The following is a 23,322-nucleotide window of genomic DNA, read 5'->3' on the forward strand; positions in this document are numbered from 1 at the left end:
AGTGCCGGCCCGACCGCCCGAAGGGCACTGACGCCCCCTCGCGGGGCAGGAAACGAAGTTGACGTGGGGGCTTCATGCCCACAGTGTGGCCGCAGAATCGGCGTCATGTCTCATTTCCAGACCTATCTCGTCGGTGGCGCCGTGCGCGATCGCCTGCTCGGCCTGCCGGTGCAGGACCATGACTGGGTCGTCGTCGGCGCGTCGCCTGCCGACCTGCTGGCGGCCGGCTACCTGCCGGTCGGCAAGGATTTTCCCGTCTTCCTGCACCCTGACACGCGCGAGGAAGTGGCCCTGGCCCGCACCGAGCGCAAGACGGCCGCCGGTTATCACGGCTTCGCCTTTCACACCGCGCCCGACGTGACGCTTGAGCAGGACCTGGCGCGGCGTGACCTGACCATCAATGCGATGGCGCAGGACGAGCAGGGCCAGGTCATCGACCCCTACGACGGCCAGCGAGACCTGGCGGCCAAGGTGCTGCGCCATGTCTCGCCCTCGTTTGCCGAGGACCCGGTGCGCATCCTGCGCCTGGCCCGCTTCGCGGCGCGCTTCGCCGACTTCACCGTCGCTCCCGAGACGGTCGAGCTGATGCGCGCCATGGTCGCCGCCGGCGAGGTCGATGCGCTGGTGGCCGAGCGCGTCTGGCAGGAGCTGTCCCGCGGGTTGATGGAAGCCAAGCCCTCACGCATGTTGGAGGTGCTGCGCCAGGCTGGCGCGTTAGCCAAGCTGTTGCCCGAGGTCGAGGCCCTGTTCGGCGTGCCCCAGCCCGAGGCCCACCACCCCGAGGTGGACACCGGCATCCACCTGCTGATGGTGCTGGACCAATGCGCCCGGCTGCAGGCGCCGTTGACGGTGCGCTACGCTTGCCTCTGCCACGACCTCGGCAAGGGCACGACGCGCAAGGAAGAGCTGCCGCGCCACATCGCCCACGAGAAGCGCAGCGAGGACCTGGCCCGTGGCGTCAGCGCGCGCTGGAAGGTGCCGACCGACTGCCGCGAGCTGGCCGAGTTGGTGGCGCGCGAGCACACCCATGTTCACCAGAGCGGCGGCTTCAGCGCCGAGGCGCGGCTGCGCCTGCTGGAGCGCTGCGACGCCTGGCGCCGCCCGGATCGATTCGCCGAACTGCTGTGGGCCTGCGAGTGCGATGCCCGCGGCCGTCTGGGCCTGGAGAACCGCGACTATCCGCAACGCGAACGGCTGCTGGCCGACCTGGCGGCGACGCAGAAGGTTGACCTCGCCGCCGCCAGTGCCGAAGCCATCGCGCGTGGCGCCAAGGGGCCGGACATCGGCCGCGCCGTGCAGCGGGCGCGGCTGGCGGCGCTCAACGCGACGCTGACCTAGGCACTTGGCCAGGCACTGGGGCTTTGCGTTGCTTCACCGGCATGAAAGCGATTGCATGGATAAAGTCAGAGGTTTTGCTCCGCATGCCGGAAATTCGCATGCGAGCGGGCCGTCGAGAAGCAAGTCGAACAGGACGCAATGATGAAGTTGGCATGGGGTAACAGCGCTCGGCTGGGCGTCTTGGTGGCACTGGGCGCTGGGCTGGGCCTGAGCGGCTGTGGCGGGGGCGACAGCAAGCCCGCGGCAGCCGCGCCACCGCCGCCCGAAGTGGGTGTCGTCACCGTCGCACCGGGCCGCGCCGACCTCGCCACCGAACTGCCCGGTCGGCTGGAAGCCTTCCGCGTCGCACAGGTCCGCGCCCGCGCCGCCGGCATCCTGCAAAAGCGCCTCTTCACCGAAGGCAGCGACGTGAAGGCCGGCCAGGCCTTGTTCGAGATCGATGCCGCGCCCTACCGCGCGTCGCTGTCCAGCGCCCAGGCCACGCTCGCGCGCGCCGAGGCCAACCTGACCCAGGCCCAGGCCCTGGCCGACCGCTATGCCCCGCTGGCCAAGACCCAGGCCGTCAGCCAGCAGGAAGCGCTCAACGCCCAGGCCGCGGCCCAGCAGGCCAAGGCCGACGTGGCGGCCGGCAAGGCGGCCGTGCAGACGGCCCAGATCAACCTCGGCTACGCAGCCGTCACCTCGCCCATCGCCGGCCGCATCGGCCGTGCCCTCGTCACCGAAGGCGCACTGGTGGGCCAGGGCGAAGCCACGCCGCTGGCCATCGTCCAGCAGATCGACAAGCTGTATGTGAACTTCACGCAGTCGGCCGCCGAGGTCATGCGGCTGCGCCAGGCGCTGGCCGATGGCAAGCTGCAGCGGGCGGGCGGCAAGGACGCCGCGAGCGTGCAGGTGCTGCTGGAGGACGGCAGCGTCTACCCACAGGCCGGCAAGCTGCTGTTCTCCGACCTCAGCGTGGACGCCGCCACCGGCCAGATCACGCTGCGCGCCGAGCTGCCCAACCCCAAGGGCCTGCTGCTGCCCGGGCTCTACGTGCGGGTGCGCCTGGCCCAGGCAGAGGTGAGCGACGCCGTCTGGCTGCCGCAGCAGGCCGTGGCCCGCGGCGCGACGGGCGAGACCGTGCTGGTCGTGGCCGACGACGGCAGCGTCAGTGCGCGCCCCGTCAAGCTGGGCCCGGCCCAGGGCGGCAACGCACTGGTGCTGAGCGGCCTGAAGGCCGGCGAGAAGGTCATCGTGGACGGCCTGCAGAAGGCCAAGGCGGGCGGCAAGGCCCGCCCGGTGCCATGGTCGCCAGCGGGGTCCGCTCCTGCCGCGCCGGCCTCGGCGGCTTCGCGCTGAAGGGCTGAGCACTCATGGCGCAGTTCTTCATCAACCGGCCCATCTTCGCGTGGGTCATCGCCCTGTTCATCACGGTCATCGGCGTGGTGGCGGTCACGCAGCTGCCGATCGCCCAGTACCCGCCGGTCGCGCCGCCGTCCATCGTGCTGTCAGTCAGCTACCCGGGTGCCTCGGCGCAGACGCTGGAGGACTCGGTCATCAGCGTCATCGAGCGCGAGATGAACGGCTCGCCCGGCCTCATCTACATGGAGGCCGTGGCGCAAGCCGACGGCACCGGCTCCATCACGATGAGCTTCGACCCGGCCACCAGTCCCGACCTGGCCCAGGTCGACGTGCAGAACCGCTACGCCCGCGCCCAGCCGCGCCTGCCGCAGTCCGTCATACAGCAGGGCGTGCGGGTGGACAAGGCCAACCCCAACTTCCTGCTCTTCATCATCCTGTCGAGCAGCAACCCGGCCTTCGACCCGATCGCTCTGGGCGACTACGCCTCGCGCACCGTGCTGCCCGAGATCCAGCGCGTGCCCGGCGTCGGCCAGGGCCTGCTGTTCGGCACCGAGCGCGCCATGCGCATCTGGCTGGACCCGGCCAAGCTGGTGGGCTTCCGGCTCGCGCCGTCCGACGTCAACACGGCCATCCAGGCGCAGAACGCGCAGGTCAGCTCCGGCTCCATCGGCGACCTGCCCAATGTGCCGGGCCAGCCGGTGGCGGCCACGGTGGTCGTGCGCGGCCAGCTCACCAGCGTCGAGCAGTTCGGCAACATCATCCTGCGCGCCAATCCCGACGGCTCCACGGTGCGGCTCAAGGACGTGGCCCGCATCGAGCTGGGCGCCGACAGCTACACCGGCCGCTCCACGCGGCTGAACGGCAACCCCTCGGCGGGCGTGGGCGTGCAGCTTGCGCCGTCGGCCAATGCGCTGCAGACGGCCAAGCTCATCAAGCAGCGGCTCAAGCAGCTGGAGCCGTACTTCCCCGCGGGTGTGAAGGCCACCATCCCCTACGACAGCTCGCTGTTCATCGACATCTCCATCTCGCAGGTCGTGGAGACGCTGGTGGAGGCCGTGGCCCTGGTGTTCCTGGTGATGTTCCTGTTCCTGCAGAACATCCGCTACACCATCATTCCCACGCTGGTGGTGCCCATCGCGCTGCTGGGCAGCTTCGCCACGCTGCTGGCCCTGGGCTTCTCCATCAACGTGCTGACGATGTTCGGCATGGTGCTGGTCATCGGCATCGTGGTGGACGACGCCATCGTCGTGGTGGAGAACGTCGAACGCGTCATGAGCGAGGAGGGGCTGTCGCCGCTCAAGGCCACGCGCAAGGCCATGGGCCAGATCTCCGGCGCCATCGTCGGCGTGACGGTGGTGCTGATCTCGGTGTTCGTGCCGCTGGCCTTCTTCAGCGGTTCCATCGGCAACATCTACCGCCAGTTCTCGGCGGTGATGGTCAGCTCCATCGCCTTCTCGGCCTTCCTGGCGCTGTCGCTGACGCCGGCGCTGTGCGCGACGCTGCTCAAGCCCGTCGAGGCCGGCCACCACCTGGAAAAGCGCGGCTTCTTCGGCTGGTTCAACCGCGGCTTCACACGCACGGCCAAGGGCTACGAAGGCTGGGTGTCCAAGTTCATCTACCGCGGCGCGCGCATGGCCGTGGTCTACGCGGCCGTCATCGCCGCGGCCGTGCTGGTGTTCCAGAAGCTGCCCACCTCCTTCGTGCCCAATGAGGACCAGGGCAACATCCTCGTCAACATCCAGCTGCCGCCGGGCGCCACGCAGGCGCGCACGCTGGACGTGGTCAAGCAGGTCGAGGGCTACATGCTCAAGCAGCCCGAGGTCGAGAGCATGGTCGGCGTGGTCGGCTTCAGCTTCTCGGGCGCGGGCCAGAACGCCGGCCTGGCCTTCGTCACGCTCAAGCCCTGGGACGAACGCCACGGCCCCGAGCACTCTGCGCAAGGCCTGGCCGCCCGCGCCTTCGGGGCGCTGAGCAAGGTGCGCGACGCCATCATCTTCCCGACCAGCCCGCCACCCATCCGCGACCTGGGCCGGGCCAACGGCTTCGCCTTCCGCCTGCAGGACCGCAGCGGCCACACGCGCGCCGAGTTGCTAGCCGCGCGCAACCAGCTCCTCGCCGCCGCCGCCAAGAACCCGCTGCTGAACGCCGTGCGCCCCGACGGCCTGGAAGACGCCGCGCAGCTGGAGCTCAGCATCGACCGCGACCGCGCCCAGGCGCTGGGCGTGAACATCGGCGCCGTCAACGCGGTGCTGGGCACGTCGCTCGGGTCCACCTATGTGAACGACTTCCCCAACACCGGCCGGCTGCAGCGCGTCATCGTGCAGGCCGACGCGCCGGCGCGCATGCAGCCCGAGGACCTCGGCCGGCTCAATGTGCTCAACAGCGCCGGCCAGCCGGTGCCGCTGAGCGCCTTCTCGACCAGCAAGTGGATCACCGGCGCCATGCAGACCGTGCGCTACAACGGCTACTCGGCCATGCGCATCCTGGGCGAGCCGGCCAAGGGCGTGTCCACCGGCGTGGCCATCGCCGAGATGGAGAAGATCGCGGCCACCCTGCCCGACGGCTTCGGCTACGAATGGACGGGCCAGTCGCGCGAGGAGAAGCTCTCGGGCTCCACCGCGTTCATCCTGTTCGGCTTCTCGCTGCTGGCCGTGTTCCTGTGCCTGGCCGCGCTGTACGAGAGCTGGAGCATTCCGCTCGCCGTCATCCTCGTCGTGCCGCTGGGCGTGCTGGGCGTGGTGCTGGGCGCCACCTTCCGCGGCCTGGAGAACGACGTCTACTTCAAGGTCGGCATGATCACCATCATCGGCCTGTCGGCCAAGAACGCGGTGCTGATCATCGAGTTCGCCAAGGACCTGCAGGCCCACGGCAAGAGCGTATTCGACGCGGTGCGTGAAGCCGCGCACCTGCGCTTCAGGCCCATCGTCATGACGTCGCTCGCCTTCATGCTCGGCGTGCTGCCGCTGGTGCTCGCCAGCGGTGCGGGCTCGGCCAGCCAGCGTGCCATCGGCACCGGCGTGCTGGGCGGTATGTTGTCAGCCACCATGCTGGCGGTGTTCTTCGTGCCGGTGTTCTTCGTCGTCGTGCGCCGCTTCTTCCCGGGGAGCGAGCGGCAGCGCAAGCGCGATGCCCACGAGGCCGAGGACGATGCGGGAGGCCAGGCATGAAGACGACGCTTTCGCTGATCGCGCTGGCGGCCTTGCTGGCAGCCTGTGCCGGGCCCGAACCCAAGCGGCCGGTCGCTTCCAAAGCGGCCGCTGCTGCGGTGCCCAATGCCTTCCCGCAGCCGGGCGGCCCCAGCCCGGTCGCCGCCGCCGAGCTGCCCTGGGCCCAGGCCTTCAAGGGCGCGCGGCTGCAGCGGCTGATCCCGCTGGCGCTGGCCAACAACCGCGACCTGCGCGTGGCGGTGCTGAACATCGAATCCGCCCGTGCCACCACGGCGGCGCGCGACGCCGACCTGTGGCCCACGGTCAACGCCGGCCTCAGCGGCTCGCGCACGCCCACGGCGGCTGGCGGCATCAACAGCGCCTACCAGGCCGGCCTGCAGGTCTCGGCCTATGAGCTCGACCTGTTCGGCCGTCTGCGTGGCCTGAGCGCCGCCGCCGCGGCCCAGGTGCTGGCTGCCCAGTCCAACCAGCAGGCCGTGCGCACGGCCCTGGTGGCCAGCGTCGCCAACACCGAGATCGCACTGCAGGCCGATGAGGCCCTGCTCAGGATCACGCGCGACACCCTCGCCACGCGCGAGCAGTCGCTGTCGCTGACCCGCCAGCGCTTCGAAGGCGGCGTGGCGGGGCAGCTGGACCTGAGCACGGCCGAGTCTTCCTGGCAGGCAGCCCGCGCCGTGCTGGCCCAGGCGCAGCGCCAGCGCGCGCTGGACGAGAACGCGCTGGCCCTGCTGATCGGCGGGCCTTTGCCGGCCGACCTGCCCGCGCCGACCGGCGACCTGGCCGATTTCGAGCCGCTGGCCGAGCTGCCCGCCGGACTGCCCAGCGAGGTGCTGACACGCCGGCCCGACATCCGCCAGGCCGAGTTCCAGCTCGGCGCCACCGACGCCAACATCGACGCCGCCCGCGCCGCCTTCTGGCCGCGCATCACCCTGACCGGCAGCGTCGGCACGGCCAGCGGCCACCTATCGGATCTGTTCAAGAACTCGGCCTGGAGCTTTGCACCTTCGCTGGTTCAGCCGATCTTCGACGCCGGCCGCAACCGCGCCAACCTGGCCGGCGCGCGGGCGTTGCGAGACATCGCGCTGGCCCAGTACGAGAAGGCCATCCAGACGGCCTTCCGCGAGGTGGCCGACGGCCTGGCTGGGCGCGCCACGCTGGCCGAGCAGCGCGCTGCGCTGGCCGCCCAGGTCGACGCCGAATCACGCCGCCTGAATGCCGCCGAGCAGCGCTACACGGCCGGCGTGTCCAGTGCACTGGACCGGCTGGACGCCCAGCGCTCGCTGTTCGCGGCCCAGCAGACTTTGGTGCAGGTGCAGAGCCAGCGCGCGCAGAACCTGGTGGCGCTGTATCGCGCCTTGGGCGGCGGAGGCTGAGCCCATGCGCGGGCTGGCGCTTGCCGTCGTGCTGTTTGCGCTGCTGCCGACTGCGCAGGCCGAAGGGACGCTGCGCGCACGCATCAAGGCCCGCATCGAGGAACGCCGCGCCGACAAGGGCAGCGGCGCCTTGCATGAGCTGCAGGTCCAGGATCGCAAGGTGCTGGTCCACCTGCCCGCCGGCTATGACGCAGCAAAGCCCGCGCCACTGGTGCTGGCCTTCCACGGCGGCGGCGGCCATGCAGAGTACATGGCCGACGACGGGAAGTATGGCCTGCAGAAGAAGGCCGACGAGGCGGGCTTCGTCGTCGCGTTTCCCAATGGCTACAGCAAGCTGCCGGGTGGGAAATTCGCCACATGGAACGCGGGCGGCTGTTGCGGCGATGCGCGCGACCGCAAGGTCGACGACGTGGCCTTCGCGCGCGCCGTCGTGAAAGCCCTCCAGGCCCGCTACAACATCGATGCCGCCCGCGTGTTCGCCACCGGCATGTCCAACGGCGGCATGCTCAGCCATCGCCTGGCCTGCGAGGCGGCCGACGTGTTCCGCGCGGTCGCGTCCGTCGCCGGTACCGACGCGACCGCCAGCTGCACGCCGAGCCGGCCCATCCCGGTGCTGCACATCCACGCCCGGGACGACGATCACGTGCTCTTCGACGGCGGCGCCGGCGCAGGCGCGTTTCGCGACGAGGGCAAGGTCATGAGCTTCATCTCCGTGCCCGAGACCGTCTCGCGCTGGGTGCAGCGCGACCACTGCACGGCCGCTCCCCAGCGAACGCTGGACAAGGCCGGCGCCTATTGCGAAGTCCACACCGGTTGCAGTGGCGGCGTGGCCGTGCAACTCTGCGTCACCGAGACCGGTGGCCATTCCTGGCCCGGCGCGCAAAACGTGCGACGCGGCAAGGAGGCGGCCTCGCAGGCGCTGGACGCCAACGACGCGATCTGGCGCTTCTTCGAGCAGACCGCGCGCTAAGCCCCTGCTGGAATCGCTTCCAATTTTCTGACCCATACTGCGCTGCACGAACCCACCGCGCCCCCACCGCCATGCGCTTCCTGACCCCCACCCTCCTCCTCGCCACCAGCCTCTCCGCCATCGCCAGCGGCCCGCCGGCCATCTACGACGAAGGCGTCGACGCCAAGGCCGCCATCCGCGCCACGCTGGCCGAGGCCGACAAGGCCAAGCTGCCCGTGCTGGTCGTCTTCGGCGCCAATTGGTGCGGCGACTGCCGCATGCTGGACAACACCTTCAAGCACGGCCCCAGCGCCCCGCTGATCGCCAAGAGCTTCAAGGTCGTCAAGGTCGACGTCGGCCGCTTCGACCGCAACGTCGACATCGCCGAGGGCTACCGCGTGCCGCTGAAGAAGGGCATCCCGGCCGTCGCCGTACTGTCACCGCAGGGCAAGCTGCTCTACGCGACCGAAGGCGGCGAGCTGGCCGACGCCCGCAAGATGGGTGACCAGGGCGTCTACGACTTCTTCACCCGCATCAGCACGACCGCGAAGTGAGCACCGTCACCGGTGCGTCGCGCGCACTGCGCGCGCAGTTCTTCGTGCTCGGCGTCATGTTCGCGACCTGGGGCGTCCACGTCCCCACCGTCAAGGCCCACTACGGGCTGGGTGAGCAGGCGCTGGCCATCGCCATGCTGGCCGGCGGCGTCGGTGCGCTGATGGCCCTGGCCCAGGCGGGCCGCGTTGTCGGCCGCTGGGGGCCTCGCGCCGTCTCCGCCGCCATGGGCGTGGCCTGTTGCGCCTCCATCGCCTGCCTGCTGGCGGGATCGGCCTACGCCGCGCTGCTGGCCGTCATGCTGTGCTTTGGCATCACCGGCAGCCTGGTCGACGTGGCCATCAACACCGAGGCCACGGAGATCGAGCGCCTGGCCGCCAGACCACTGATGAGCGGCTTCCACGGCATGTTCAGCCTCGGCGGCATGGCCGGCGCCGGCCTGGGCAGCGCAGCACCTGCGCTCGGCCTCTCGCCGCAGGCCCATCTGCTGGTGGCCACCGGCATCGGCGCGGTCGTCGTGCTGCTGGGCAGCCGCGCCATGCTGCCCGTGCCTGACAAGGCGGCCGAGGAAAAACATCCGCTCAGCTTGCCGCGCGGCCCGCTGTTGCTGCTGGGCGTGCTGGCCTCCATGGGCCTGATCGCCGAGGGCGCGATGTACGACTGGAGCGTGCTGTTCATGAAGCAGGAGCGCGCCAGCGAACCCGGCACCGCGGCCCTGGCCTACGCCAGCTTCAGCGGCGCGATGGCGGTGGGCCGCTTCGGCGGCGACTGGGTGCGCGCCCGCCTGTCGAGCACGCAGCTGATGCGCGCCAGCGGTGTGCTGGCGGCCGCCGGCATGGCGCTGGCGCTGGCCGTGCCCTCACCCGCGGTCGCGCTGATCGGCTTTGCGCTGGTCGGCCTCGGCCTGTCCAATGTCGTGCCGGTGATCTTCAGCGCGGCGTCGCAGGCGCCGGGCGTGTCGTCGGCCCACGGCATCGCGGCCGTGTCGGGCGTGGGCTACCTCGGCATGATGGCCGGCCCGCCGCTGATCGGCCTGATCGCCGAGCATTCGTCGCTGACGGCCGGCCTGGTCGTCGTCGTCGTGTTCGCCGTCTTCATGGCGCTGTCGGCGAAGCGGGCCATGCGCGGGGCCTGAAGCCCAACTGGCGCGACGCTACCGCCTGTGCAGCGTCGATCTGCGCGGCGCTGAGGCCCAGGTCGCGCCCGGCGCGGTTCGCTTCGCCCAGGCTCACCGGATCGCGCCCGCTGAGCTGGCCGAAGATGACGAGCGCCTCCAGATAGCTGCCCCAGGCGCTGAAGTGGTAGCTGTCGTCGCCCCACACATTGATCTTGCCGGGGGCGATGCCGTCATAGGGTCGCGGTCGGCCACGCCCTCCTGCACCGCCCACAGCGCCGCATCGCCCACCGGCAGCACGCCGGCAATGCACGAGGCGCGCGCCATGGCCTGCGCATAGGCCGCATGCAGGCCGCCCTGCGTGGCCTCCAGCGTCTTGCCGGCCCAGCGGCCGCCAGGCATGCGGTAGACCTGGTCGGCGCGCGCCCAGGTCTGCAGCAGGTAGACGCGCGCAGCCAGGTTCACGCCGTGCACCGCCGCTTCCAGCCGTCCAGCCGCGGCAATGAAGGCCGTGGCGTCGCCGGGCCGCTGCGGGCTCAGCGTGCTGTATTCCTGCAGCACGACGATGTCCCCGGGCCGACTGGCGATCAGCGCGCGCTTGTCGTTGAAGTGGACCTGCAGTGTCTGTCCGCTGAGCAGCTCGCTCACCACGTCGACATACAGCCCGACGTCATCGGCGAGCTGCTTGAACAGCCCCGGCACGCCGCCATAGCCCGTGCCGTTCAGATCCGTCACGCGCGCCGCGTTGTAGTGCAGCACCGGCGGCACATGGCCGTGCAGGAAGCTGTTGCCGACGAAGAGCACGCGCTGCGGCGCCTATGCGGTCGCCGGCGGCAGCGGCGTGCGGTCGCAGGCGACACCCGCCGATGCAGTGCCCATTGCAGCGGCAACCAGCAAAGCCAGGGGCAGAAAGATGCGGGCGCGGCTCATCCTGCGAAGTATGGCCGCGCGCAGGCGTGCAGGAAGTTGTCCTACAGGTGCGGCCGCCATTTCGACGCATGGTTAGGGGCCTCACGTCAGCAAGGAGGTCGTTCGTGATTCCCTCGGGTTTCGTGCGCGTTCGCGGTGCCCGCGAGCACAACCTGAAGAACGTCGACGTGGACGTGCCGCGCGACGCGCTGGTGGTGTTCAGCGGCGTGTCCGGCTCCGGCAAGTCGTCGCTGGCTTTCGCGACCATCTATGCCGAGGCGCAGCGACGCTACTTCGAGTCCGTCGCGCCCTATGCGCGCCGCCTCATCGACCAGGTCGGCGTGCCGGCGGTCGACAGCATCGACGGCCTGCCGCCCGCCGTGGCTCTGCAGCAGCAGCGCGGCACGCCCAGCGCGCGCTCGTCGGTCGGCAGCGCCACCTCGCTGTCCAGCCTGCTGCGCATGCTGTATTCGCGCGCCGGCCACTACCCGTCGCGCCAGCCCATGCTGTACGCCGAGGACTTCTCGCCCAATACGCCGCAAGGCGCCTGCCCGACCTGCCACGGCCTGGGCCGCGTCTATGAGGTGACCGAGGCGTCCATGGTGCCCGACCCGTCGCTCACCATCCGCGAGCGCGCCATCGCCGCCTGGCCGCCGGCCTGGCACGGCCAGAACCTGCGCGACATCCTCGTCACCCTGGGCCACGATGTCGACACCCCCTGGCGCGACCTGCCGAAGAAGACCCGCGACTGGATCCTCTTCACCGACGAGCAGCCCACCGTGCCGGTCTACGCCGGCTTCACGCCCGCCGAGACCCGCGCCGCGCTGAAGAGCCGCATGGAGCCGAGCTACCAAGGGACCTTCATGGGCGCACGCAAGTACGTGCTGCACACCTTCGCGACGACGCAGAGCGCGCTGATGAAGCGCCGCGTGTCGCGCTACATGGTGGCCAGCGACTGCCCGACCTGCGAAGGCAAGCGGCTCAAGCGCGAGGCGCTGTCGATCACGTTCGAGGGGCGGGACATCGGCGAGCTGTCGCGCATGCCGCTGCGCGAGCTGGCCGAGGTGCTGCGCCCGACGGCCGCCGGCGCGGCGCATGCGGCGGCTCATGGGCATGGCGTGAGCCGCAAGACGTCGCAGGCGCACACCGCCCAGCGGTTCGCCGCTGGTGGCAATGCCCACGCCGCCGCACCGGACGTGCGCCGCACGCCCAACCTGTCGGAGGAAAAGCTCATCGCCGCCCAGCGCATCGCCCACGACATGCTGGCGCGCCTGACGACGCTGATCGAACTGGGCCTGGGCTATCTGTCGCTGGACCGCGCCACGCCGACGCTGTCCAGCGGCGAGCTGCAGCGGCTGCGCCTTGCCACGCAGATCCGCTCCAACCTCTTCGGTGTCATCTACGTGCTGGACGAGCCCTCGGCCGGCCTGCATCCCGCCGATGGCGAAGCCTTGCTGCAGGCGCTGAAAGACCTGAAGGCCGCGGGCAATTCCCTGTTCATCGTCGAGCACGACCTCGGCCTGATGCGCGAGGCGGACTGGATCGTCGACGTCGGCCCCGACGCCGGCGAGCTGGGCGGCGAGGTGCTCTACAGCGGCCCGCCCGCGGGGCTGGAAGCAGTGACGGCCTCCCGCACCGCGGCCTATCTCTTTCCCCGGCAGAGCCCGGTTCGCGGGCCGCGCCGCCCGGCGCGCGGCTGGCTGCAACTCACCGGCGTGACGCGCAACAACCTGCGCGGCATCGCCGTCGACTTCCCGCTGGGCTGCTTCACCGCCGTGACCGGCATCTCCGGCTCGGGCAAGTCCAGTCTCGTCAGCCAGGCCCTGGTCGACCTCGTCAGCCAGGCGCTGGGCCACGAGCCGCCGGCGCCCGAGGCCGATGACGACGACGAGGAGCCGGCACGAGAAACCACTCAGGGCCGCATCAGCGCCGGCGCCGAGCACATCCGCCGCCTCGTGCAGGTCGACCAGAAGCCCATCGGCCGCACGCCGCGCTCCAACCTGGCCACCTACACGGGCCTGTTCGACCATGTGCGCAAGCTCTTCGCGGCCACCTCCGCCGCACGGGCGAAGCGCTTTGACGCTGGCCGCTTCTCCTTCAACGTCGCCAAGGGCCGCTGCGAGACCTGCGAGGGCGAGGGCTTCGTCAGCGTCGAGCTGCTCTTCATGCCTAGCGTCTACGCGCCCTGCCCAGCCTGCCACGGCGCGCGCTACAACGAGGCGACGCTGAAGGTCCGCCTGCGCGACAGGAGCATCGCCGACGTGCTGCAGATGACGGTGGACGAGGCGCAGGGCTTCTTCGCCCAGGAAGCGGTGCTCGCGCGCCCGCTGGCGCTGCTGCAGCAGATCGGCCTGGGCTATCTGCGCCTGGGCCAGCCGGCCACCGAGCTGTCCGGCGGCGAGGCCCAGCGCATCAAGCTCGCCACCGAGCTGCAGCGGGCGCAGCGCGGCAACACCCTCTATGTGCTGGACGAGCCGACGACCGGCCTGCACCCGTCGGACGTGGACAAGCTGCTGGTGCAGCTGAACGGCCTCGTCGATGCGGGCAACACCGTCATCGTCGTCGAGCACGAGATGCGCGTCGTGGCGGCCTGCGATTGGGTCATCGATGTCGGGCCTGGGGCCGGCGCGGACGGCGGAAAGATGGTCGCGCACGGCTCGCCCGAGGCCGTGGCGGCGGCGGCGAAAAGCAGGACGGGGTCTTTCCTCAGGCGCGAACTGCGCCTCTAGCCTCGGTCGCTCAGTCCCAAGCGGGCCATCGAGATCACCGGGGAGTTGGCCCAGTTGATCGAACGGATCAACGCCAGGCCGCGCGAGCGTCTGAGCGCCTGGTTGATTCAGCGTGACGACGGCAAGCCGCTCGACACGTTTGAGAAGATTGCCGTTTTGCGTCAATGACGACACGAATACTGAGTGCACGTCACTGCGTCGAAAGCGGCACCACTCGCCAAGTGCTTCTAAGCACTGCGCTTCATGGCCTGCCAACCCTTCGCGCATTCACCCGCCTCTGCACCAATTCGCTCCAAAGCGTTTGACAGCTCTGTCGCATCGTTCAGGTAGCGGGCCTCTGTCGCCCAGATCGAACCAGACTGGACGATTCCGAGCAGACCAGCGGAAGTTGTGTAGTGAAACAGCTCTCCCGTCGGCTGCTCGGAGTACAGCTCCCGCAGCAACTCTTGCATCTGTCCACTCCCTGCGTCCCGCCGTTTGTAGATGGGTAGCCCGATTGTAGAAAAGCCCCGGGTAGACGAACTACGCGGGGCTTGCTCTAAGTGCTTGTAGCTTCGGCGAAGTCTATGCCCCGCGACGACAGGCGGAATGCTCGGGATCGGTCGGACCGATCCCTCGGCCTCGCTGGGCGCTCGGCCCGTGGCCGCAGGCCACGTCCAAGGCAGTCCACCGGACTGCCTTGAGCGAACCACTCGGTGGTTCTCATCCGCCCCAGACCCCCAAACGTAAACGGCACCCCGAAGGGTGCCGTTCTTGTCTGGTGGCCTGGGGCGGAATCGAACCACCGACACGCGGATTTTCAATCCGCTGCTCTACCAACTGAGCTACCAGGCCTTGATCTGCTTCCCGAATGGCTGGCGCCGTTCAGCGAAGTCCGCGACTGTAGCACAGGCTGCGTGGCTTTTGCTACGTCAGCCGCCGCTGCCGCGCTTGTTGCGGCTCAGGTCGACGCCCAGCTGCTTGAGCTTGCGGTAGAGGTGGGTGCGCTCCAGGCCGGTCTTCTCGGCGACGCGGGTCATGGAGCCGTTTTCCTTGGCGAGGTGGAACTCGAAGTAGCTCTTCTCGAAGGCGTCGCGGGCCTCGCGCAGCGGGCGGTCGAGCTCGAAGCTCTGCTCGGACGCCAGCGCGTTGCCCGGCATATGGCTGTTGCCCGCGAGGCTCGTGGGTGCCGCCTGCATCGGGCTCATCTCTGGGCGGGCATAGCTGACCATGCCGACCGCAGCCGGCGCGGGGCGCGGCGGGGCCGTCTTGACCAGCGCCTGCTCGACGGCCCGCAGCAGTTTCTGCAGCGTGATCGGCTTCTCGAGGAAGGCAATGGCGCCGAACTTGGTGGCCTCCACCGCCGTGTCGATGGTGCCGTGGCCGCTCATCATGATGACGGGCATGGTCAGCACGCCGGCGCTGCCCCATTCCTTGAGCAGCGTCACGCCGTCGACGTCGGGCATCCAGATGTCGAGCAGCACGAGATCCGGGCGCATGCGTTCACGCACCGCCCGCGCCTGGGTGGCGTTCTCGGCAAGCTCAATGGTGTGTCCCTCGTCGCTGAGGATCTCGGACAACAGGGCACGGATGCCCAGTTCGTCGTCGACAACAAGAATCGTGGCCATGAATCCTTAGGTCTTGGCAGCCTGTGCACCGGGCTCGGTGGCAGGTGCCAGATTCGAAAATGATAGCGAAACTTGCGCGCCAGTCACGACAGCCTCCTGACTGCCGTCCGGGGGAGAACCCGCATCGGAAGCCGGATGCAGGTTGCGCAAGGAGATGCGGGCGCCGTGTTCGTCGGCAATTTTCTTCACGACGGCCAGGCCCAGGCCGGTGCCCTTGGCCTTGGTTGTCACATAAGGTTCGAAGGCGCGCTTGAGCACCTTCTCGGCAAAACCGGGGCCGTTGTCAACGATGTGCAGGCGTACCGAACGCGGCGTGCCGCCCTCGGTCACGGAGAGCGAGGAGCGCACGGCCACATGGCCATCGGGGCGCTCGTGCACGGCGTCCAGCGCGTTCTGCACAAGGTTGTGGATGACTTGGCGCAACTGGCTGGCGTCACCCTTGATGAGGGGCAGGTTGGACGCCAGATCGGCGGCCAGGCGACCCTTCTCCTGTGGCTCGGCGTAGAGGCTGAGCACCTCATGGATCAGCTCGTTCAGGTCCAGGGGTTTGAGCTGGGCCGACGGCAGGCGGGCGTAGTCGCGGAACTCGTTGACGAGCTGCTTCATGGCCTGCACCTGGTTGACGATGGTGGCCACCGAGCGCACGAGCATCGCCTGGTCGGCGCCTTCGAGCTTGGCTTCGAGCTTGTGCTGCATGCGCTCGGCCGAGAGCTGGATGGGCGTCAGCGGGTTCTTGATTTCGTGGGCGAGGCGGCGCGCGACTTCGCTCCAGGCGGCCGAGCGCTGGGCCGAGACCACCTCGGAGATGTCGTCGAAGACAACGAGGCGCGCGGCCTGCGGCAGCGGTGCACCGCGCACCAGCAGCGTCAGCGGGTCCTGCTTGGGGTCGAGCTTGAGCTCGAAGGAGTCCTGCCAAAGCTCGCGATCCATGTCGCGCTCGCCGCTGTCGCGGCCGAGATGCTGCTCGAAGCGCTGGTCCAGCGCCGCTGAGAACTCGGCCAGCGGCGCCAGGTCGGCCAGCGGGCGGCCGATGTAGGCAGACAGCGGCAGGCGCAGGATGCGCGTCGCACCGGGGTTGACGGTTTCGAGGTGGCCGTCGGCGTCGATGACGAGGACGCCCGCGGTCAGGTTGTCGAGAATGGTCTGAAGGTGGGTACGGGCGGCGTCCAGTTCGACCACGGTGTGCGACACCTGCGCGCGCGCGTCGGCCAGCTGGCCGGTCATGTCGGCGAAGGAGCGTGTCAGGCCGCCGAGTTCATCGCGCGAGGCGAGCACGGGGCGCACAGACAGGTCGCCCTGCGCCACCAGGCGCATGCCGTCGGCCAGCATCAGCAGCGGCCGCGCCAGCTGGTTGCCCAGCGTCACGGCCAGCAGCAGGGCCGCGAAGGTGGCCAGGATGAGCACCAGCGTCAGCGTGCCCAGGTACATGCGGCGCAGGCCGACGCGCTCCAGCGAGCGCTGCTGGTATTCGGCGTTGGCCGTCTGCACGGCCAGGGCATTGGTCAGCATGCTGGCCGGGATGCGCTGGATGACCATCAGGTAGCGCTCGCCCAGCCCCAGGCGCAGCTCGGTGTTGGGCAGCAGGGCCAACGTGCGGATCTGGGCGCCACCCTGCAGGGCCGCGGTCTCGTCTTCCATGCCTTCGAGCTGGCTGGCCACGTTGCCGCCGCGCGCCTGGCGCAGCATCGTGCTGCTGGGGCGGTCGGGCGTCAGCTGGCGGGTGTCGCCACCGCTTTCCAGCAGGATCTGGCCGTTGCCGCCTACCAGGGCGACGGTGCGGGCGCCAAGCTTGTCGCGCACGCGCTCCAGCCCGAGCAGCTGCGGCGTGTTGCTCTCCGCGAGCTGATCCGCGGCGTCGCGCGTCTTGATGCCGAGGTCGGTCACCATCGCATCCAGCGTGCCGCGGCCGAGGTTGAGACCGGCCTCGAGCGCGCTGGCCAGGCGCACGTCGAACCAGGTCTCGATGCTGCGGTTCACGAACTGGTAGGAGACGGTGTAGATCATCACGCCGGGCACGATGCCCACCAGCGCAAAGATGCCCGCCAGTTTCAGCAGCAGCCGGCTGCCGAAACGCCCGCGGCGCACGCGCACGACCAGGCGCACTGCGGCCGTCAGGATGACCAGGGTCAGCACCGCGGCAACGGCGACGTTGACCCAGTAGAGCCAGTTGTAGTGGCGCTCGAAGAAGCCGCGTTCCGAGGTCGTGCCGACGATCAGCACGAAGGCCAGCACGCCGGCCACGCCCGTGAGGGTCACCAGCGTGATGACCCAGCCCCATCGAGCGACCTTGGTCATTTCAAGCTGAAGTCAGGCGCGAAGTTGCGCTTTTGCTCGATGCTGAGCGCAAAGCCCGACTGCAAGCCACCGAGTTGCATGAGACGCGGCAGCTGGCTGATGTCGAGCCGGTAACTGAACTCGAGGTAGTAGCTGCCGCTGTCTTCGATGTCCTTGGGCTCGGCGATATGCCAGGCGCTCTGGCCGCGCAGCAAGGTCAGCGCATCGTCCAGCCCCGTGAAGCTCTGATGCAGGCCGCCCGTGGAGACGCGGTACTGCCTCGTCAGCGAATCCCAGGACAGGCGCCAGGTGCGCTCCGCCCGGGCGACGCGGGCGTCGCGCCAGTACCAGCGGTTGCGCAGCACGGTGGCTTCAACGACGAAGTACAGGGGCACCCCCTTGTGCAGCGCGTCTTCGGCGGCGTGGCTGAGCTCGAAATGAGTCGTGAAGCTGAGATCAAGGCCGTCGTCGGCGCGGCGCGTGGCCAGTTGGGACAGCTCGATGCCGTCTGCCCGCGCCGGCCCGGGGGTCAGGGCAAGCAGCACGGCAAAAAAGGCGGCGATGGCGATCCGGGCGAACAAATCAGGGCTTGGTCAGCAGGGCGTAGAAGAAGCCGTCCAGGGGCGGCAACAGTTGCAGGCCATTGTCAGCCAGGGGCAGCAGGTGACCCGTGAACCCGGGCACGGCATGGGACTTGGCGTCAGTTTGGCGTTGCAAAAACGCGTCGAGCTGGGCCTGACCTTCGGCACGGAAGACAGAGCAGGTGGCGTACACGAGGCGGCCGCCCGGCGCGAGCAGCGGCCACAGCGCGTCCAGCAGCTCGGCCTGGATGCGGGCCAGGGCGGTGATGTCATCGGGCCGGCGCAGCCAGCGCACGTCGGGGTGGCGGCGCACGATGCCGGAGGCACTGCAGGGGGCATCGAGCAGGATGGCATCGAAGGGCTGGCCGTCCCACCAGGTGGCTGGCTGGCGGGCGTCGGCGGCCTTCAGCGTCGCCTGCTGTTGCAGGCGGTTGAGGTTGTCCTGTACGCGGGTCAGGCGGGTCGCGTCGGCGTCCAGGGCGGTCAGCTGCAGGTCGGGCTGCAATTCGAGCAGATGGGCCGTCTTGCCGCCCGGTGCGGCGCAGGCATCCAGTACCCGCGCACCCGGCTTGAGGCCTGCGCCGACGACGAGCGGAGCGGCGAGCTGGGCGGCCGCGTCCTGCACGGACACCAGCCCCTCGGCAAAACCGGGCAGGGCCGACACGGGCACGGGCTTGTCCAGCACGACGGCCTGGGGCGCGGGGGCGCCCAGGGCCCGTGCCGCGATGCCGGCGGCCGCCAGGCGCTTCACGTAGTCATCCGCCGTGGCGCGCTGGGCGTGCACCCGCAGCGTCATCGGCGGGGGGCGGTTGTTGGCGGCCAGGATGGCCTGCCACTGGGCCGGCCAGTCCAGCCGCAGTTTCTCGACCCACCAGGCCGGGTGGTTGAAGGCACCCAGCGGGCTGCGCTCGGCGGCGGTGACGATGGCGCCGCGTTCGCGCAGAAAGCGGCGCAGCACGGCGTTGATGAAGGCCGCGCTGGCCGGCGCGCGCTGCTTGGCGGCCTTGACGGCCTGGTCGACCAGGGTGTGATCGGTGTAGGCCGGTTCGGGGTCGGGCCAGAGCAGGGCCAGCGAAGTCAGCAGCAACGCGTCGACACGCGCCGGCGGTGCCTTGGGCGCAAGCTGCTGGCGGGCCGCCTCGGCGGCGCCCAGCCGGCGCAGTGCCGTGAAGGCCAGGGCCTGGGTGCCGGGGCGCAGGTCGGCGGGCACGCGGCCCAGCAACTCGGTCAGGGATTTGCCCTCGCGCACGCCCTGGACAGCATCGGCAGCCTGGGACAGCAGCCGATGCAGGGGGGCCGACATCGAGCCGGCTTGGGGGCTTTGGGACATCGCGCCAGTGTAGGAGGGGGCTTTGGCCGGAGAATTCGCGCCCATGAATGCACCTGCCCCCGACGCGCCCGTTTCCGAACGCATCCGCTACCGCCTCGTGTCGGCCAACTGCCGCCACCACGCCAACGACAACATCGCCGCCTACATCGAGCCCGGTGAACTCGACGCGCTGCAGGCCGAGGTGCAGACCCGCATGCAGGAAGTGCTGAAGAGCCTGGTCATCGACACCGACAGCGACCACAACACGCAGGAAACCGCCAAGCGCGTCGCCAAGATGTTCGTGCGCGAGGTGTTTGCCGGCCGCTACGCGCAGGCGCCCGCGGTGACCGAATTCCCCAACATCAGCCGCCTCAACGAGCTGATGATCGTCGGGCCTATCACCGTGCGCAGTGCCTGCTCCCATCACCTCTGCCCCATCATCGGCAAGGTGTGGATCGGCATCATGCCCAACGAGCATTCCAACCTGATCGGCCTGTCGAAGTACGTGCGCCTGACTGACTGGATCATGAGCCGCCCGCAGATCCAGGAAGAGGCCGTGATCATGCTGGCCGACGAACTTCAGGCCCGCGTGCGGCCCGACGGCCTGGCCGTCGTCATGGAGGCCGACCACTTCTGCATGCATTGGCGCGGCGTCAAGGACATCGAGGCCGCGATGACCAACAGCGTCATGCGCGGTGCCTTCCTGACGGACGCCAACCTGCGGCGGGAATTCCTGTCGCTGATGCCAAAGAAATCGTGAACCCCTCGCCCAGTCTCTCCCTGCTGAACGCAGGCGCGCCTGATCGGTCCCCCAAGGGGACGCCGATGCTCGCGGCATCGAGCCGCGAGCACATCGCCTAACGGGCCGGCTTGGGAGCGGCCCGGCGCTCGGCCCAAAACCATTCAGGACTATGGCAGGAGCCCGGCGACGTCGTCCCAGGCTTCCGGCGCGATGCGCCCGGCATGCCGCGCGACGACCGCGCCCTTGACGTCGATGACCAGGGTCAGCGGCACGGTGGCGGGCGCTGCCAATGGCGCGCTGAAGGTCAGGTCACCTGCCCACAACGCCGGCATCGGCGGCCCGTTCTTCTCGATCTGCTTGAGCGTCTGCAGATAGGCCAATGCATTCGCCCGTTCACGATCCGTGCTGATCAGCACCAGCTCGAAGGGCTTGCCGCGCCAGCCGGCCGCATTGGCGCGCAGCTCGGGCATCTTCTGGATGCAGGGGGTGCAGTCGGTGTTCCAGAAGAACAGCATGACGACCTTGCCACGCAGCGCCTCCAGGCTGAAGCGCTGGCCGTCCAGCGTGTTGCCGTTCAGCCGCGCCGGTTGGGCGGCGGCCGACAGGCTGATGAAGAACAAGAAGGCGGTGATGAGCGGGCGCATGCCGCTCAGTCGGGCCAGCCCGTCAAACCTTACAGCGACCGCGCCTCGCTGAAGCCATAAAGATTGGCCAGCACCCGCGTCGGGAACTGGTGCAAGGCCTCGTTGTACTGGCTTACCGCCTGGTTGAACACCTGCCGCGCGAATGCGCGCTGGCGCTCGATCAGCTTCAGCTCGCTGACCAGGCCGTCAATCTCGGTTTCGCTGCGCAGCTCGGGCTGGTGGTCCAGCAGGGACAGCAGGCGGGTCAGCGCCGCGGCGTGCAGTGCACTGGCCACGGCCAGGCTGCCGACCGGGTCGGGCGCCCAGGGCTTGCTGCGCGAGGCCAGAGCTGCGGCCTGCGATTCCGCCTGTGCGCTCGCCAAGGCATCGAACGTCGCCTGCTCGCTGGAGAGCCGCGGCGCCACGGCCGCGAGCAGCTTGTCGCAGACTTCGCCGCGGTCCTTCAGGTGGGCATCGAGCTGCACAAAGGCCTCGCCGATGACATTGCGCAGCGACATCAGGCGGTTGTAGGCACCAATGCCCCAGAAGAACAGCAGCGCCGCCCCGGCGACGCCGGCCCAGCTCCAGGCGGTCATGCGCTGGCCTTGTACTGCGCGAAGCCCTTTGCCCGCAGCGCACAGGCCGGGCAGTGGCCGCACCCATGGCCCCACTCGTGCAGCTCGCCGCGCTCGCCGAGGTAGCAGGTGTGCGTCTCCTCAACGATGAGCTTCACCAGCGCTTGGCCACCGAGCGATTCGGCCAGGTGCCAGGTGGCCGCCTTGTCGATGAACATCAGCGGCGTGTCCAGCGTCATGGGCGTGTCCAGGCCCAGGCTGAGCGCCACCTGCATGGCCTTCATCGTGTTGTCGCGGCAGTCCGGGTAGCCCGAGAAGTCGGTCTCGCACATGCCGCCGACCAGCACCGACGCGCCACGGCGATAAGCCAGCGTCGCGGCAAAGGTCAGGAACAGCAGGTTGCGGCCCGGGACGAAGGTGTTGGGCAGGCCGTTGGCCTGCAGCTCGATGGCGCGCTCACTCGTCAGCGCCGTGTCGCTGATCTGGCCGAGCAGGGACAGGTCCAGCAGATGGTCGGCGCCGAGCTTGCCGGCCCAATGCGGGAACTGGCGTGCGATTTCGGCGCGGACAGTGTTGCGGCAGGCCAGTTCGATGCGGTGGCGCTGGCCGTAGTCGAAGGCCAGCGTCTCGACTTCGGCGAAGCGGTCCAGGGCCCAGGCCAGGCAGGTGGTGGAGTCCTGGCCGCCGGAAAACAGCACCAGGGCTTTGCGGTTGTCGGTCATGGCCGGGATGCTACCCGGCCACTCCAGCCATGCCCGGCGCCAGGCCGGATGCCGGCGCGCCGGTTCGGCACCTTCAAGAGCCGGCTTACAGGCACCTCGGCCGTGCCTGCGCGCCCCCGATTCGCCCTGCGCGGCGCGACTTTGCACCGCCCATGTGCGCGTCCAGCCCACCTCTCCCAGGCGGGCGGACTGGCACGGCACATGCTTGTATACCGCATTGAACACAAGCCGGAACTCAACCGGCGCACTTCGTGGGTCAAACAACTTGAGGAGAGCCTGGATGAAGCGATCGCAATGGAACCGCCGGGAATTGTTGGGCAGCCTGGGCGCTGCGGGAGCCGGCGTGATGACCGCCGGCTGGAGCGGGCTGGCGCAAGCCCAGAAGCCGCTGACCGTGGGCTTCATCTACGTGGGGCCGCGGGACGACTACGGCTACAACCAGGCGCATGCCGAGGCCGCGGCGCTGGTGAAGAAGATGCCGGGCATCAAGGTGGTGGAGGAGGAGAACGTCCCCGAAACCAACGCGGTGCAGAAAACGATGCAGGGCATGATCGCCCAGGACGGCGCGGGACTGCTGTTCCCGACCTCGTTCGGCTACTTCGATCCGCACATCCTGGCGCTGGCGCCCAAATACCCCAACGCGCGCTTCGCGCACTGCGGCGGGCTGTGGGACGCGGCCAAGCACCCCAAGAACGCCGGCAGCTTCTTCGGCTACATCGACGAGGCGCAGTACCTCAACGGTGTGGTGGCGGCCCACGTGACCAAGAGCAAGAAGCTCGGCTTCATCGCCGCCAAGCCCATCCCGCAGGTGCTGCGCAACATCAACGCCTTCACGATGGGCGCGCGCAGCGTGCACCCGGACATCACGACGACGGTGATCTTCACCGGCGACTGGAGCATGCCGGTCAAGGAGGCCGAGGCCACCAACAGCCTGGCCGACCAGGGCGTGGACGTGTTCACGATGCATGTGGACGGCCCCAAGGTCATCGTCGAGACAGCAGCCAAACGTGGCAAGTTCGTCTGCGGCTACCACGCCAGCCAAGCGAAGCTGGCGCCGCAGGCCTACCTGACGGGCGCGGAGTGGAACTGGATCACCGCCTACAAGCAGATCATCGACGCCGCGCAGACCGGCAAGCCGCACCCGAACTTCGTGCGCGGCGGGCTCAAGGACGGCTTCGTCAAGAGCAGCCCCTACGGCAGCTCGGTGCCCGAGGGCGGGCGCAAGCAGGCCGAGGCCGTGCGCGCCGAGATGCTCAAGGGCAGCTTCGACATCTTCAAGGGCGAGCTCAAGGACAACACCGGCAAGGTGGTCATTCCAAAAGGCAAGGTGTTCAAGCAGACCGACATGGAGCTGGAGGGCATGAACTACCTCGTCGAAGGCGTCATCGGCAAGGTGTGACCCCGCTCCAGGAGCCGC

19 protein-coding genes, 1 tRNA gene and 2 pseudogenes are annotated in these 23,322 nt (G+C 69.3%); 11 read left to right on the forward strand and 11 right to left on the reverse strand.

Annotated features, from left to right (window positions below):
- Positions 1–105 precede the first annotated feature (105 nt).
- The 7 genes from ASC95_RS15005 to ASC95_RS15035 all read left to right on the forward strand — a co-directional run bounded on the left by ASC95_RS15005 (position 106) and on the right by ASC95_RS15035 (position 9,855).
- On the forward strand, positions 106–1,338 hold the full coding sequence (locus ASC95_RS15005; protein WP_057298530.1) for a multifunctional CCA addition/repair protein: 1,233 nt from the start codon (positions 106–108) through the stop codon (positions 1,336–1,338).
- Positions 1,339–1,479: 141 nt separating this feature from the next.
- Positions 1,480–2,676, forward strand: coding sequence for an efflux RND transporter periplasmic adaptor subunit (locus tag ASC95_RS15010; RefSeq protein WP_200960150.1), 1,197 nt, complete (start codon positions 1,480–1,482; stop codon positions 2,674–2,676).
- 14 nt (positions 2,677–2,690) lie between these two features.
- Positions 2,691–5,846: an efflux RND transporter permease subunit gene (locus ASC95_RS15015; RefSeq protein ID WP_057298532.1), complete on the forward strand. Its 3,156-nt coding sequence runs from the start codon at positions 2,691–2,693 to the stop codon at positions 5,844–5,846.
- Positions 5,843–7,219 carry an efflux transporter outer membrane subunit gene (locus tag ASC95_RS15020; RefSeq protein WP_057298533.1) on the forward strand — a complete coding sequence of 459 codons (1,377 nt, stop codon included), beginning with the start codon at positions 5,843–5,845 and terminating at the stop codon, positions 7,217–7,219. The genes ASC95_RS15015 and ASC95_RS15020 overlap by 4 nt, the downstream gene beginning before the upstream one ends.
- 4 nt (positions 7,220–7,223) lie before the next feature.
- On the forward strand, positions 7,224–8,189 hold the full coding sequence (locus tag ASC95_RS15025; protein WP_057298534.1) for a PHB depolymerase family esterase: 966 nt from the start codon (positions 7,224–7,226) through the stop codon (positions 8,187–8,189).
- Positions 8,190–8,260: 71 nt separating this feature from the next.
- Positions 8,261–8,722: a thioredoxin family protein gene (locus ASC95_RS15030; protein WP_057298535.1), complete on the forward strand. Its 462-nt coding sequence runs from the start codon at positions 8,261–8,263 to the stop codon at positions 8,720–8,722.
- On the forward strand, positions 8,719–9,855 hold the full coding sequence (locus tag ASC95_RS15035; RefSeq protein WP_082567822.1) for an MFS transporter: 1,137 nt from the start codon (positions 8,719–8,721) through the stop codon (positions 9,853–9,855). The genes ASC95_RS15030 and ASC95_RS15035 overlap by 4 nt, the downstream gene beginning before the upstream one ends.
- Before the next feature lie 93 nt (positions 9,856–9,948).
- Here ASC95_RS15035 and ASC95_RS15040 read toward each other — a convergent pair whose 3' ends face one another.
- The gene (locus ASC95_RS15040; RefSeq protein WP_057298536.1) at positions 9,949–10,638 is read right to left on the reverse strand and encodes a hypothetical protein; all 690 of its coding nucleotides are present in this window, start codon (positions 10,636–10,638) and stop codon (positions 9,949–9,951) included.
- Between the two features lie 194 nt (positions 10,639–10,832).
- Between ASC95_RS15040 and ASC95_RS15045 the strand changes: the two genes are divergently transcribed.
- Positions 10,833–13,472, forward strand: coding sequence for an excinuclease ABC subunit UvrA (locus tag ASC95_RS15045; RefSeq protein WP_057298537.1), 2,640 nt, complete (start codon positions 10,833–10,835; stop codon positions 13,470–13,472).
- Positions 13,473–13,517: 45 nt separating this feature from the next.
- Positions 13,518–13,640: a hypothetical protein gene (locus ASC95_RS32270; protein ID WP_255355267.1), complete on the forward strand. Its 123-nt coding sequence runs from the start codon at positions 13,518–13,520 to the stop codon at positions 13,638–13,640.
- A gap of 59 nt (positions 13,641–13,699) precedes the next feature.
- Here ASC95_RS32270 and ASC95_RS15050 read toward each other — a convergent pair whose 3' ends face one another.
- The 7 genes and pseudogenes from ASC95_RS15050 to rsmB form a co-directional block, all read right to left on the reverse strand.
- Entirely contained in the window at positions 13,700–13,924 is a 225-nt protein-coding gene (locus ASC95_RS15050; RefSeq protein WP_057298538.1) for a hypothetical protein, read from the reverse strand.
- A 306-nt stretch (positions 13,925–14,230) separates the two neighbouring features.
- Positions 14,231–14,306: transfer RNA gene (locus ASC95_RS15055), tRNA-Phe, on the reverse strand.
- A gap of 77 nt (positions 14,307–14,383) precedes the next feature.
- Positions 14,384–14,569 (reverse strand): annotated as a pseudogene (locus ASC95_RS32545) (helix-turn-helix domain-containing protein); the annotation flags it as partial.
- 141 nt (positions 14,570–14,710) lie between these two features.
- Positions 14,711–15,079: pseudogene (locus tag ASC95_RS32550) on the reverse strand (response regulator); the annotation flags it as partial.
- Between the two features lie 6 nt (positions 15,080–15,085).
- On the reverse strand, positions 15,086–17,374 hold the full coding sequence (locus ASC95_RS15065; protein WP_057298540.1) for an ATP-binding protein: 2,289 nt from the start codon (positions 17,372–17,374) through the stop codon (positions 15,086–15,088).
- Complete coding sequence (locus ASC95_RS15070; RefSeq protein ID WP_057298541.1) at positions 17,371–17,934, reverse strand: DUF4390 domain-containing protein; 564 nt, start codon at positions 17,932–17,934, stop codon at positions 17,371–17,373. Before ASC95_RS15070 ends, ASC95_RS15065 begins: the two co-directional genes overlap by 4 nt.
- A gap of 1 nt (position 17,935) precedes the next feature.
- Positions 17,936–19,264, reverse strand: coding sequence for a 16S rRNA (cytosine(967)-C(5))-methyltransferase RsmB (rsmB, locus tag ASC95_RS15075; RefSeq protein ID WP_057298542.1), 1,329 nt, complete (start codon positions 19,262–19,264; stop codon positions 17,936–17,938).
- Between the two features lie 43 nt (positions 19,265–19,307).
- Here rsmB and folE point away from each other — a divergent pair, with 43 nt between their 5' ends.
- Positions 19,308–20,003, forward strand: coding sequence for a GTP cyclohydrolase I (folE, locus tag ASC95_RS15080; RefSeq protein WP_057298543.1), 696 nt, complete (start codon positions 19,308–19,310; stop codon positions 20,001–20,003).
- A 149-nt stretch (positions 20,004–20,152) separates the two neighbouring features.
- Here the strand turns inward: folE and ASC95_RS15085 are convergent, their stop codons facing one another.
- The 3 genes from ASC95_RS15085 to queC are packed head-to-tail and all read right to left on the reverse strand — an operon-like array spanning position 20,153 to position 21,905.
- Positions 20,153–20,629 (reverse strand): TlpA disulfide reductase family protein, encoded by a 477-nt coding sequence (locus ASC95_RS15085; RefSeq protein ID WP_057298544.1) that lies wholly within the window; start codon positions 20,627–20,629, stop codon positions 20,153–20,155.
- Positions 20,630–20,658: 29 nt separating this feature from the next.
- Positions 20,659–21,204 carry a LemA family protein gene (locus tag ASC95_RS15090; protein WP_057298545.1) on the reverse strand — a complete coding sequence of 182 codons (546 nt, stop codon included), beginning with the start codon at positions 21,202–21,204 and terminating at the stop codon, positions 20,659–20,661.
- Positions 21,201–21,905, reverse strand: a complete 705-nt coding sequence (queC, locus tag ASC95_RS15095; protein ID WP_057298546.1) for a 7-cyano-7-deazaguanine synthase QueC — start codon at positions 21,903–21,905, stop codon at positions 21,201–21,203. The genes ASC95_RS15090 and queC overlap by 4 nt, the downstream gene beginning before the upstream one ends.
- Positions 21,906–22,185: 280 nt before the next feature.
- On the opposite strand from queC, the gene ASC95_RS15100 reads away from it, so the two are divergent.
- The gene (locus ASC95_RS15100; RefSeq protein ID WP_082567824.1) at positions 22,186–23,304 is read left to right on the forward strand and encodes a BMP family ABC transporter substrate-binding protein; all 1,119 of its coding nucleotides are present in this window, start codon (positions 22,186–22,188) and stop codon (positions 23,302–23,304) included.
- Positions 23,305–23,322: the final 18 nt, after the last annotated feature.

The organism is Pelomonas sp. Root1217, from assembly GCF_001425705.1.
Taxonomy (GTDB): Bacteria; Pseudomonadota; Gammaproteobacteria; order Burkholderiales; family Burkholderiaceae_C; genus Pelomonas.

Bases quoted from the DNA above. Each gene is read 5' to 3' on its own strand.
- ASC95_RS15005 (WP_057298530.1), top strand. From the start codon at position 106: ATGTCTCATTTCCAGACCTATCTCGTCGGTGGCGCCGTGCGCGATCGC.
- ASC95_RS15010 (WP_200960150.1), top strand. From the start codon at position 1,480: ATGAAGTTGGCATGGGGTAACAGCGCTCGGCTGGGCGTCTTGGTGGCA.
- ASC95_RS15015 (WP_057298532.1), top strand. From the start codon at position 2,691: ATGGCGCAGTTCTTCATCAACCGGCCCATCTTCGCGTGGGTCATCGCC.
- ASC95_RS15020 (WP_057298533.1), top strand. From the start codon at position 5,843: ATGAAGACGACGCTTTCGCTGATCGCGCTGGCGGCCTTGCTGGCAGCC.
- ASC95_RS15025 (WP_057298534.1), top strand. From the start codon at position 7,224: ATGCGCGGGCTGGCGCTTGCCGTCGTGCTGTTTGCGCTGCTGCCGACT.
- ASC95_RS15030 (WP_057298535.1), top strand. From the start codon at position 8,261: ATGCGCTTCCTGACCCCCACCCTCCTCCTCGCCACCAGCCTCTCCGCC.
- ASC95_RS15045 (WP_057298537.1), top strand. From the start codon at position 10,833: ATGGTTAGGGGCCTCACGTCAGCAAGGAGGTCGTTCGTGATTCCCTCG.
- ASC95_RS15050 (WP_057298538.1), bottom strand. From the start codon at position 13,924: ATGCAAGAGTTGCTGCGGGAGCTGTACTCCGAGCAGCCGACGGGAGAG.
- ASC95_RS15065 (WP_057298540.1), bottom strand. From the start codon at position 17,374: ATGACCAAGGTCGCTCGATGGGGCTGGGTCATCACGCTGGTGACCCTC.
- rsmB (WP_057298542.1), bottom strand. From the start codon at position 19,264: ATGTCCCAAAGCCCCCAAGCCGGCTCGATGTCGGCCCCCCTGCATCGG.
- folE (WP_057298543.1), top strand. From the start codon at position 19,308: ATGAATGCACCTGCCCCCGACGCGCCCGTTTCCGAACGCATCCGCTAC.
- ASC95_RS15085 (WP_057298544.1), bottom strand. From the start codon at position 20,629: ATGCGCCCGCTCATCACCGCCTTCTTGTTCTTCATCAGCCTGTCGGCC.
- ASC95_RS15090 (WP_057298545.1), bottom strand. From the start codon at position 21,204: ATGACCGCCTGGAGCTGGGCCGGCGTCGCCGGGGCGGCGCTGCTGTTC.
- queC (WP_057298546.1), bottom strand. From the start codon at position 21,905: ATGACCGACAACCGCAAAGCCCTGGTGCTGTTTTCCGGCGGCCAGGAC.
- ASC95_RS15100 (WP_082567824.1), top strand. From the start codon at position 22,186: ATGAAGCGATCGCAATGGAACCGCCGGGAATTGTTGGGCAGCCTGGGC.